The sequence below is a fragment of the Candidatus Binatus sp. genome, assembly GCF_030646925.1.
GTDB lineage: Bacteria > Desulfobacterota > Binatia > Binatales > Binataceae > Binatus.
The window spans coordinates 39,885-47,704 of record NZ_JAUSKL010000036.1 but is presented as its reverse complement, the minus strand read 5'-3'; the positions used below and the strand labels follow the sequence as shown (position 1 = coordinate 47,704).

Genomic DNA, 7,820 nt, shown 5'->3' with positions numbered 1-7,820 from the left:
ATCCCTTAGCAGGATGTTGATTAAAGGGTGAATTTGGAAAATTCGCCTCCAATCGCGAAGCGTACAAGCCTCTTGAGATCATTCGAGATCAGTAAGTGTGTAGCTAAATCCAACAATTTGTATTTTTCAACAGCCTGCTAGAGCGGCGATACCAGGCAAGAGTCGATGCAACGACTTCGCATCTATTTTGAGGAAGTAAAATGGCGGACGACTCGACCCCTGTCAGGGCAAGAAAATTCAGAATCGAAGGAACGGGACGGATGCTTGAGGCGCTGGCTCGCGCGATCAATTCGGCGCTCAAAGAGGCTCGTGCAACTCCGTATAGAATGGGCTTGGGCAGTGTCGCAACGGATGATCTGACAATCGAGATCGAAGCGATCCCCGGCGAGGACAACCTAAGATACATCCCGACTAGTATCGACGAAGCTGCGGAAGTGACATCGGGATGGGCGGAGAAAAAACGTTGCGACGAATGTCAGGAGCTAGTGGCTTTGCTCCTCGACGACGCATATCTCGAAACTGGCGACGGAGGAGTAATCTGTTGCGAATGTTATCGGCGCATCGAGGATGGCCGTCGCTAAGCTTCGACCAGGAAATTGCTTATCGCTCTTGACCAGTCTCTTTGAGAATCAAGAGTGCGAGAAAGGTCTTTCCTTTCCATCCAACTGGTTCTGACGTACCGATTTGGCCGCTCACGAATCGTCTTGTTGTCGAAAGCAGCGATGTTAGCGGGATCAGAGAAGACCACTTGGAAAACGATGCCTATGTGGCGCGCCGCACGTTGATCTTCTGAGCTGTGGACAATTCCGACCGGGTCCAGCCGAGGCAAATCTTCCAACGAAAGCTCTTCGTGTAGTTCTCGTCTTAGTCCCGCCAAGACGCTGTCCCATTTTGACTTCGCGTGATCCAGATCCTGCTTTCTTACATGGCCCCCAGCCCAATTCCCAAGCGCGTCATGCAGCGACTCTCCTGGTTCGTGCCGCACGTTAGTGAGAAAACGGTCACCGTTTCGTATGATGCAGACTGGAACGACCTGCAGAAGGTCATCAGAGGACTCCGCGACCGATCGAGCAACATATGTTCCACGTCGATTGACAAGTTTGGAAACCGCTTTCCAACTCGGCGTCACCATCTTCCTTTCGGAGAGCTTAATCTGTCCTTCAAGAGACTTCCGCGGAACGCAGAGCACCTCTTCGTCCGCAAATAACCCTAGCCATTTCAGAACAGTCTTTGCGACTTCGGTGGCCGTCTTCATTTCGGTGCCTCGGCTGTTTTCAACAACAGTGATCGATTTGAACTCGCTTTTGTAACGGTCGGCGGCTTCCAAGTAATGCCGTCTGAGCTGTCCGAGGGTGGCAATATTCATATAGCCCCATGGCGGAGCGTGATTTGCTTTGCGTGTTTGGCCTGCACCCCGAAAACTCAGCCGAGATGCGTCCTCGTGCCGTCGACGCGACCTTCTAGCTTATCAAGATTCCCTCACTTCCCACTCCAGACGGGTTTGCGTTTCTGCAGAAATGCGCCGATGCCTTCCTGCGCGTCGGGCGCGATCGCGTTGCGGCTCATCACTTCCTTCGTGTAGTCGTAGGCGCCGGCCGTATCGAGATCGATTTGCGCGTAAAATGCCTGCTTGCCAGTCGCGACGGTCGCGGAACTCGCCTCGACGATTTGCATCGCAAGCTTGCGCGTCTCTGCAATCAGCTCGGAATCTGGCACGACGCGATTGACGAGACCCCACTCGGCTGCGGTGCGCGCATTGATCGGTTGTCCGGTCAGCAGCATCTCCATCGCATGCTTGCGTCCGACCGCGCGCGTCAGCGCGACCATCGGGGTCGAGCAGAAGAGCCCGATCTTCACGCCGGGGGTGGCGAAGCTCGCGCTCTCACCCGCGACGACGAGATCGCAGGTCGCCGCGAGTTGGCATCCGGCGGCGGTCGCGATCGCATGGACGCGCGCGATCACCGGTTGCGGAATCGCCTGGACGGTTTGCATCAGTTGCGCGCAGAGATCGAATTCGTAGCGGTAGAATTCCAGATCCCGTTTGGCAAGCTCGCTCAGATCGTGGCCGGCCGAGAAGGCCGGGCCGTTGCCTGCGATTATCACGGCGCGCGTCTCGCGACTGTCGCCGGCGGCACGCAGCTCCGCCATCAGGTCGGCCATCATCGCAGTGGAGAGCGCGTTGCGCTTCTCGGGGCGGCTCATCGTGATGGTGACGAGGCCGCCGTCGCGCTCGACGATCAGATTTTGCTGCACATTGTGCTGCGAATTGTTTTGCATTGCTTTTTCCGCCATCGAATTGTTCTCCCGATCTGGACTCTAGTGCGATTTCGCGGATCAACCATAGGCCCTTGTCATGGGCCCGCTTGTGACGCCTGAACGGCTATGTTAGCGAGACTCACACCCGAGACTGCTATCGATGTCACCCGGCTTTCTTCTATACCTCGCGGCGATCGCGATTGGATCGCTGGCCGGCGGATTGCTGCCGCTATTCGGCAACTGGTCGCGGCGATCGCTGCTGGTGCCGGTCGCGTTCTCGGGCGGAATCCTGCTCGGCGCCGCGTTCTTCGACATGATCCCCGAGAGCGTCGAACTCTTGCACGGCGCGCTCGGATGGCCGCTGCTGGCGGGCTTTCTCACCATCTTCATCATGGAGCGGTTCGTGCTCGTGCATCCGTATCCCGAGCATGCGGCAGAGCATGGACGCGCGCATCATATTCATCTCGGCTTGACCGCGTATGTCGGGCTTTCGTTTCACAGCCTGCTCGATGGGCTCGCGATCAGCTCGACCTACAATCGCCCCGAACTCGGCGGCGTGGTGCTGCTCGCGGTGATCTTTCACAAGATTCCGGACGCGTTTGCGCTGACCAGTTTACTGTTGCTCGATCGATGGTCGCCGCAGCCGATCATCGGCTGGATGACAGTCTTCGCGCTTTCGACGCCGCTCGGCGCGATGCTCACCTACTTCGCGCTGGCGAATGCGAGCAGCAAAGTCGCCGGCGCGGCGATCGCGATCTCGGCGGGGACGTTCCTCGCCGTCGCGACGTCGGACATCCTGCCGCAGATTCGTCACGAGAATAAACAGCGGATGTGGCCGCTGGTCGCGCTATTCGTTGGGCTGATCGTGAGTTGGCTAGGACGGATGCTGGCGGGCTAGCGCTATTCCTTATCGGCTAAATTTATTCCTGGGGTTCGTTTTTCCATTCCTCGGGATAGAGCAGGAGCAAATCCTGGCCGAGCGCGCGGACCAGAAAGCGCTGGGTCTGATGGATAGCGCGTTCGATCGCGCGGCCACCGATCAGCCAATGGCCGCGGCCGGCGATCTTGACGATGCTCGCGCCGATTGATTCCGCAAATTTCGACGCGCGATCGAACGGCGCGAAAATATCGGACTCGCCGGCGACGATCAGCCGCGGCCGCGGAGGATTCGTCGGCGTGAAATCGATCGCGCTGCGGACGACGTCGCTCGCAAGCGCGCCCGAATCGGGACGCATCGATTTGATCAGCGCCTCGCGCGCGAACGGCTCGAGATCGGCGACCAGTTCGAACAGCATCCGGCCGCGCGGCGGATTGATAGGACGGCCAAGCATCGCGGCGATTCGATTCGCGATTCCGCCGATCAGCGGCGTGCGGAATCCCGGTATCAGCGGGGCGAATGCGACCGACGCTTTGACTTGTCGATGCGCGCTGAGTTTGAGCGCGGCCAAACCGCCGACGCCGTGGCCGATGACGACGACTTCGCGGCCGATCGCATCGATCGCTTCGGTGCTCATCGCGATCAGATCTTTGAAATCAAATTTCGCGAGGCGCGACGAGTCGCCGATCGCGGCGCGCAAATCGGGCACATAGACTTCCCATCCGATGGTCGTGAGATAGCCGAGCAGAATCGCGAGTTGCGGCGGCGTCGCGAACAGTTCCGGCAGCAGCACGACCGGCCACGCGAATTTGATCGGCTCGGGAACTTCGTGCTGCGCCTTGATTCGTCCGAGATCGGCGAGGTCCATGACTCAAGCGGCGCGCGACGCTTTCGCCATCAGGCGCGCAAAGCGGAACGACGGAAACGAGCCGCGCGGCGTCAGCATCTGGGCAAATCGAATCATCTCGTCGGCCGCCCATTGCTCGCTCGCGGCGGCGCGATGAGCCATGCGGGTGCCCTTATCGAGCGCGAGTTCGCGCGAGACGCGCACGCTGGCTTTGTAAAATGGCATCAACTCGGCGTCGCGCCGGCGCGTGAATTCGGCGAGTGCGATCGCGGGAATTGTTTCGCCCCGCGATGCATCAAACCATTGCGGCGCAAGGTCGCCAACGATCGCTGCGCTCATCAGCGCGAGCGAATGTCCCTGCCCGAACAGCGGATCGACGTGCAGGCCGGCGTCGCCGAGCAGCAGCGCGCCGGCGGCAGCGGGATCGCGACAGGTGTTGCTTAGCAGGCCGGACGAAAAAACTTTGCCGGCGAGAGTCGCGCCTTCGAGTATGCGGCCGACGGCGAACGAGCGATCGAGATAACGGCGCAGATTGCCCTCGAGATCGATGCGAAACGAGTGCAATTCGACCGCGTCGAATGCGGTTGCCGCAACGATGCGCCCCTGTTCGCATCGACAAACCAGGTTGCCGGCGCCAGGACTCGATTCGAACTCCGTGACCAGCTCGTCGCCAAGCCGCGATTCATCGACGCCATCGAAGTATGCGTAGTAGTAGGCGCGCGCGCAGGGCACGTCGATGCGCGGGAATGCGCCGAGCTTTTCTTCGCCGCGCCGCGCGATCGTGCTGCGCATCCCGTCGGCGCCGATCGTGAGCGGCGCGCGGAATTCGTGGCGGTCGGTCGAGTCTTCGGCGCGGATGCCGGCGATCGCGCGATTCTCGATGATCAGATCGGTCACGCGCAGGCGGTCGCGAAACTGAATCGATTCGAAACTCCGCGCCGCCTCGATCATCTTTGCATCCATGATGATTCGCGACAGGCAAAGGCCGCGCTCGTCGAGGCCGTCGTGCACGAGATCGCCGCGGTAGTCGAAATCCGGACCGATCGAGCGCATGCGAGAGAATCGCACGGCGCCGGATTGTTCGAGCATCTCAAGCACGCCCAATTGTCCGAGCACGCGAGCGCCGCCGCTTAACACGATGTGCGTGGAGATCGTGTCGGAGGGGAACGACGCTTTGTCGATCAGTAATACGCGCCGATGCTGGCGCGCGAGGAAAATCGCGGCGGCGGTGCCGGCCACGCGAGCGCCGACGATAATCGCATCAAAATTCTGCGCGTCGAAATGTTGGCGAGACTCAGGCATCGAAAATCCACGACCTCGAACTTATCACGCAATCACACGCGCATGCGCGAGCGCCGACAAAGAAAGAGCCCCCTCTTGCAAGGGGGCTCTCCCGTGTTGCGAGGCCTCACCGCCTCGGCTTATTCCAGCAGCAATCCTGGCAGCCTTAGCCAGCCCCCGGGGGTACTGCCCCCGGAGGTAAACTCGTTAAGTGGTTACTTCTTTTTGGTCTTTTTGACCGGCTTCTTTTTCGCCATTTTGCTCTTCATCATGGGTTTGGACTTGGTGGCCTTTTTGGCCTTCTTCATAACTGGCATAGGTACCTCCTGTCTCCTAGGCTGCTGCTGGACAAGCACCCTTTTCTAATGAGTGAGGGTCCATCCCTCACATTGACTGCCGCGATTATAGAAATGTGTTATTCTCAAATCAAGAGATGCGAAGAGATTTATAAACAAATTTTAAAGCGAGAAGATGGCCGACGAACAATCGGTTATCCGGCCTTTAAAATGGTGTTGCCGAGCCGCGAAGCTTGCAACACCTCATACGCTCGACTAATCTCGGCGGGATGACGAGGTTAAGTTTCTTAATGCGCCGCGAATGGCTCAGCCTAATCTTCGGCGCGGTCCTCGTCCTGCTCACGGTCAACGTTTTGGTGGAGCCGTCGGGTCCGTCGGACCTGCTGGCGCTCCAGCGGCATCGCGCTGAACTGGAAGCCCGGCAGGCGAATCTGGCCGCCGAGAACGCTACATTCAGAACGAACGTTCAGAAGCTTCGTTCAGACGATCGGTACCTGCAAACATTGATTCGGCGGGAGCTTGGATATGCGCGCCCCGACGAGTTGGTGTACAAGTTCACCGGCAATCGCGATAGTTCATCGCGCTGATTTCGGCGCTCGAATCCGCCGGGAAAAATCACCGCAGTTTTTTCGATCAAGAATTTTTTCAACGCTCAGAAAATCGCGCGCGATAGAAGATTGTACTCGCGCGCCTGGCGCTCGAGCGCGTCGCGAAAATCCGGATGCGCGATCGATATCAGCGCACGAGCGCATCGCGAGGCAGCCGCGAATTTTGATGCGCTCGAGATGCGCAACCCGCTCTGCCAGTGCGCGATCGAACGCGTTGGGTTGTCCGAGGCCGAAGCCGTATTCGACCCAGTCACCCGACCTTACTTTGGCCGCGGCTTCTTCTGCGCCGATCTTTTTGCGTTTAAGCTCGCCGTCGTAAATCGCCATCGAGGTCAATTTCTCCCGGTGCGGATCATTCGCTTAAAGGCGCGAATCGCGTAGGATTTGCTGGTTTCGCGCGCGCAAAACCGACCGCGCATTTTTCATCGCAACTCGATCAATGGCAAGTATCGAATCACTCAAGCAAGGCCCCGACCATGTCGAGGCGGGCCGCGCGCCGCGGCTGATTTTATTTCTGACGGTGTTCATCGATCTGCTCGGTTTCGGAATCGTGATTCCGTTTTTGCCGATGTTCGCCGAGCGGATGGGAATCGGCGCCGCGGGCATCGGGCTGATTTTTTCGAGCTACTCGCTGATGCAATTTATTTTCGCGCCGATCCTCGGACGAATGTCGGATCGCTTCGGGCGCAAACCGATCATCATGCTCGGCTTGATTGGATCGTCGCTCGGCTACCTGGTTTATGGATTCGCCGATTCATTTTTCTGGCTGCTGGCGGCGCGCGCGATTCACGGCGCATGCGCCGCGACGATTTCGACCGCGCAGGCATACGTCGCCGATACGACCGACGAGCGCGATCGCGCGAAGGGGATGGGGCTGATTGGCGCGGCGTTCGGGCTGGGATTCGTGCTGGGGCCGGCGGTCGGCGGGATACTCGGACATACGAGTTTGCGCGCGCCGGTTTTTTTCGCGAGCGCGCTGACCTTCGGCAATTTTCTGTTCGCCGCGTTCCGGCTGCCTGAATCGCATTATCCAGATCGTTCGAGGCGGCTCGATTTGCGCCATTTCATCGCACCGGTGCTGGCGATTCCGCGCGAGCTGGTACAACATCGATTGGCGCGGATGTTCGCGATCGCATTTCTGCTGACCTTCTCGTTCGCCACGCTCGAGGCGACGTTCGCGCTGATGGTGCCCGCGATTTACGGCTACGGCGCGTTCGGCATCGGCGTCCTGCTCGCGTTCACCGGATTGATGCAGGCAGTCGCGCAGGGTTATCTGCTCGGCGTGATCGTGCACAAAGTTGGCGAGGCACGCCTGGTGCGGCTCGGTCTCGTCGCGATGGCGATAGGGCTCGCACCGATGGGAACGATCGCATCGCGCGATGCGCTGCTCGCGATGCTCGCGATAATCGCCGTGGGTTACGGACTCGCGAGTCCGTCGATTGCTAGCCTCATCTCGCGCAATACGGAGCGGCACCTGCAAGGCGAAGTGCTCGGCGTGAATCAATCGGCGTTGTCGCTCGCGCGAATTTGCGGTCCGATCGCGGGCGGCATTCTATATCAATTGATGGGGCCGTCGGCGCCATACTTCGGCGGCGCCGCGATCGCGCTGCTGGCGTTCGCGCTCTGCAATGGAATCGAAACCGGCGGCGTCTAGG

At 59.4% G+C, this 7,820-nt stretch carries 9 protein-coding genes; 4 read left to right on the top strand and 5 right to left on the bottom strand.

Annotated features, from left to right (window positions below):
• Window positions 1–200: 200 nt before the first annotated feature.
• Complete coding sequence (locus tag Q7S58_RS06155) at window positions 201–581, top strand: hypothetical protein (RefSeq protein ID WP_304822085.1); 381 nt, start codon at window positions 201–203, stop codon at window positions 579–581.
• On the opposite strand, the gene Q7S58_RS06150 is transcribed toward Q7S58_RS06155, so the two are convergent.
• Together Q7S58_RS06150 and Q7S58_RS06145 are read right to left on the bottom strand one after the other, a co-directional pair.
• Window positions 578–1,366, bottom strand: coding sequence for a hypothetical protein (locus tag Q7S58_RS06150; RefSeq protein WP_304822082.1), 789 nt, complete (start codon window positions 1,364–1,366; stop codon window positions 578–580). The genes Q7S58_RS06155 and Q7S58_RS06150 overlap by 4 nt on opposite strands.
• Window positions 1,367–1,479: 113 nt before the next feature.
• A complete protein-coding gene (locus Q7S58_RS06145; protein WP_304822078.1) occupies window positions 1,480–2,292 on the bottom strand; it encodes an enoyl-CoA hydratase in 813 nt (270 codons plus the stop codon).
• Between the two features lie 124 nt (window positions 2,293–2,416).
• Between Q7S58_RS06145 and Q7S58_RS06140 the strand changes: the two genes are divergently transcribed.
• Window positions 2,417–3,154 (top strand): ZIP family metal transporter, encoded by a 738-nt coding sequence (locus Q7S58_RS06140; protein WP_304822075.1) that lies wholly within the window; start codon window positions 2,417–2,419, stop codon window positions 3,152–3,154.
• A gap of 22 nt (window positions 3,155–3,176) precedes the next feature.
• Here the strand turns inward: Q7S58_RS06140 and Q7S58_RS06135 are convergent, their stop codons facing one another.
• A complete protein-coding gene (locus Q7S58_RS06135; RefSeq protein ID WP_304822072.1) occupies window positions 3,177–4,001 on the bottom strand; it encodes an alpha/beta fold hydrolase in 825 nt (274 codons plus the stop codon).
• 3 nt (window positions 4,002–4,004) lie between these two features.
• Window positions 4,005–5,282, bottom strand: a complete 1,278-nt coding sequence (locus tag Q7S58_RS06130; protein WP_304822069.1) for an NAD(P)/FAD-dependent oxidoreductase — start codon at window positions 5,280–5,282, stop codon at window positions 4,005–4,007.
• A gap of 565 nt (window positions 5,283–5,847) precedes the next feature.
• On the opposite strand from Q7S58_RS06130, the gene Q7S58_RS06125 reads away from it, so the two are divergent.
• A complete protein-coding gene (locus Q7S58_RS06125) occupies window positions 5,848–6,144 on the top strand; it encodes a septum formation initiator family protein (RefSeq protein ID WP_304822066.1) in 297 nt (98 codons plus the stop codon).
• Here the strand turns inward: Q7S58_RS06125 and Q7S58_RS06120 are convergent.
• The gene (locus Q7S58_RS06120; protein ID WP_304822062.1) at window positions 6,133–6,492 is read right to left on the bottom strand and encodes a hypothetical protein; all 360 of its coding nucleotides are present in this window, start codon (window positions 6,490–6,492) and stop codon (window positions 6,133–6,135) included. The two genes, Q7S58_RS06125 and Q7S58_RS06120, sit on opposite strands and share 12 nt — an antisense overlap.
• Window positions 6,493–6,604: 112 nt before the next feature.
• Between Q7S58_RS06120 and Q7S58_RS06115 the strand changes: the two genes are divergently transcribed.
• A complete protein-coding gene (locus Q7S58_RS06115; RefSeq protein ID WP_304822059.1) occupies window positions 6,605–7,819 on the top strand; it encodes an MFS transporter in 1,215 nt (404 codons plus the stop codon).
• Window position 7,820: the final 1 nt, after the last annotated feature.